The sequence below is a fragment of the Mesorhizobium sp. WSM4815 genome (assembly GCF_055811575.1).
Window position 1 is genome coordinate 1 of record NZ_JBVVQS010000054.1, and the last position, 2,831, is coordinate 2,831.

Below are 2,831 nucleotides of genomic sequence, written 5' to 3' on the forward strand. Positions count from 1 at the left end.
CGCTGCGCGGCGCCGCCAGCTTGGCGATCCGGCCTGTGCCCGGGAGCGGGCGCTTCGCATCGACGTCAATGGCGTCTGGGGCGGTCATCGGGGCTCCCGCTCGACCAATATCGAGCGTCGGGTCGTGCCATGATGACCGTCCCGCAGCCCAGATTGACCTTAGGGTAGCGCAATCCTGCGACAATTCGTAGGGGCTTCGCAGATGAAGCGGCAACGGCGGGGGCTGACGCGCAGCCAGCGGATGGACGCGATCGCCGGCCTCGTTCTGATTCTGGCAGCCCTTCTCCTGGCAAACATCCTGCTCGGAGCGTGAGGGGTGGCTGCCAGAGCGACGATAGCCCCGTGTTTCGCCAAGACAGCGCAAGAAACCGTCTTCAGCGCGTGTGCCGCATAAGATAGGGTTCGACCAAGGCGCGTAATTCCGCAGCGGGCGCCGCTTCGCCGGCAGCACGCAGCGCCCGTTCGTAGCGTGCATAGTCGTCGACCGCGCCTTCGAAATCGCGGCGCGACAGCCGCTCCCTGATCAGCGCCTTGCAGGCGGGTCCGGCATCCGGATAGAGGTCCAACGCCCTCAGATAGATCGAGCGCGCTTCCTCGGTGTTGCCGGTTGTCTCCAGCCGCTGGCCGATCCGCAATGCGAAATCGATCAGATCGCGACGCACTTTTTCAGCGGCGGCGAACGACCAGAAGCTGGCTCGCTCGTGCAGAAACAGCGCACCGGGGAATCCGAGGAAGAGCGCTTCCGCTTCCGGTCGCAGCCCGGCCGCCTCGCCATTGGCTGTCGTCACGGATTTGAGCCGTGCATCCCAGTCGGCGAGGTCGACCCAGACCTTGTCCGACGCGAGGCGAAGCTTGCCTTCGCGCTGAACGATGAGGTCGGTCCGCCCGAGCAGCTTGCGCAGCCGATGCAGCGCCTGCTCGCATGCCGCCCGCGCCTGGTCGCCGTCGAGGTCGGGCCACAGCCAGTCCTGAACGGTCTCCAGCGAACAGGTATTGTCTTTCGAGATCGCCAGTACCCGCAGGATGTCGAGAGCCTTCGTCGGTGGCTTGGCGCCGAGATTAAGAGGGTTTCCATCGAGTTCGACCCAAAAGCCTCCGAGGACGTGGACCTTGAGCGGCCATGGCCAGGCCGTGGGCCGCCGTTGCGGCGCGTCCAATCGGCGTTCCCGAATAAGCGACCGGCAAAGCTGGGGCTCGATACCGCGCTCAAGCGCATCGCCAAGCAGTTCGGCGAGCAATTCCGGAACGCTGAGGAGCACCATTGGCCAGCTGATGTCGCGCAGCGCCTCCATGAAGACCTTCAGCCGATCGCCGTAGCGTGGACCCTGGTCCCACAGGCTCTCCAGCGCGGCCGCTGCAAGAATGCATATCTCGGTCCGTTTGCGAGCGCCGCCATCCAGCCGCGGCAGCAGGTCGCTGAGAAGCGCAGCGGCTTCGCGAGGCTTCCTGTCGGCGAGCAGCACCTGGAACTTCGTGATATAGTGCGGCCAGCGCTCGATCATGGGCTCATTGGCGGCCTCAATGGCCGCCATGAAGCGCTCGCAATCCTCATAGGCAGCTGCGAAATCGCCTTGCCTGGCATGGAGCGCGGCGTGGCAATCGGCGACGACGGCGACCTGTGTGCTGAAGCGGCTATCGGCGATCTCGGCCAGTCGCCCGACCACTTGGTGGAACTCTGCAAAATCGTTGCGGAACTTCATCTGCATCTGAAGATGATACAGGCCACCGAACTCCACACCCTTGAGCGACTCGCGCTCGCCAATCGCGATCGCCTCCCGCAACGCCGCTTCGGCCGACGGATAGGGAAAATTCCTTCTCTTGTAGGGAAAATAACGACCACTCTCCGCGCCAAAGGCGACCAGCCACATGCCGAGGACCCAAGGCAGCACCTGCTTGTAACTCAAGTCCTCAACAACGCTGTCGACGGCCTTGGTGAACAGATCGGCGCGCATGGTGGATACCGAAAGATCGATCAGCGTTTCGCTCGCAAGCAATCGCAATCCGCTCGGATCCTGCCCGGGGTTCCTGGTCAAGCGCTCAAGAAGTTCAGCTTCCAGTGCTTGTCCGGCTGGGCTGCTGCGGTAGTAGTCGTCGCCGAAGTTCAGCGCCCGCATCATGCCAATGCGCACCAGCATCGCTTCCTCGGGAGGCAGTTCCGGGAGGCCGCGTTCGATCAGCTCGAACGCCCGGCGGGTCCACATGGAAAGGCCTTCGTAGGTGCGCCAACTGGCCGTCTTGACCAAGACGGCGCGCGACACGGTGAGACATAGACCGCGCAGATCGTCGGCCTCACCAAATGCTTGCCATGCTCTCGACAGCCAGCGCTCCGCCGCAGCGTCGTCCGGCATGTAGGCCACGCCCAGCCAATAGAAATGCCAGCCGTTCATGAACGCTTCCGGCAACCGGCCGCACCATTCGATGAAGGTCGCCCGGCCTCCTTGCGCCAGCACGGCCTCCGCGCGGCTCAATATCAGCTCGCTCGCTTGGTCCCAGTCCTGGGCCTGCAAGGCGAGGTGTATGGCTTCGTCAGGACGACCGGCCTCCGCAAGGACCTTCGCCGCCTTTCGCCTAAGCGATTGCTGCTCTTCCTTGACCACGTGCTGTGCGAAGCGCCGGTCAAGAAAGTCCCGCAAAAGATCGTGTAGGTAAAAGGTGTCGCGGCTGTTTTCCAAGCGCGTGACCAGCAACTGCCGCCTGTAGAGCCTGTCGAGCAGCTTGCCCGCTTCGTCCGACCCTATCATCACGTCCGCCAGCTCGGCGCTGATTTCGGGCAGCAGATTGAGTTTCAGCAGCATGTCCTGGTCGGCGGCGGGAAGGGAAAGGAAGAAATG

Annotated in this window: 1 protein-coding gene; it reads right to left on the reverse strand. The window is 63.5% G+C overall.

Features of this window, described 5'->3' with window-relative positions; translation table 11 throughout:
* Positions 1 to 374: 374 nt before the first annotated feature.
* The coding region (locus AC0L2B_RS00270) for an AfsR/SARP family transcriptional regulator (protein WP_473743646.1) at positions 375 to 2,831 on the reverse strand (2,457 nt) is incomplete at its 5' end.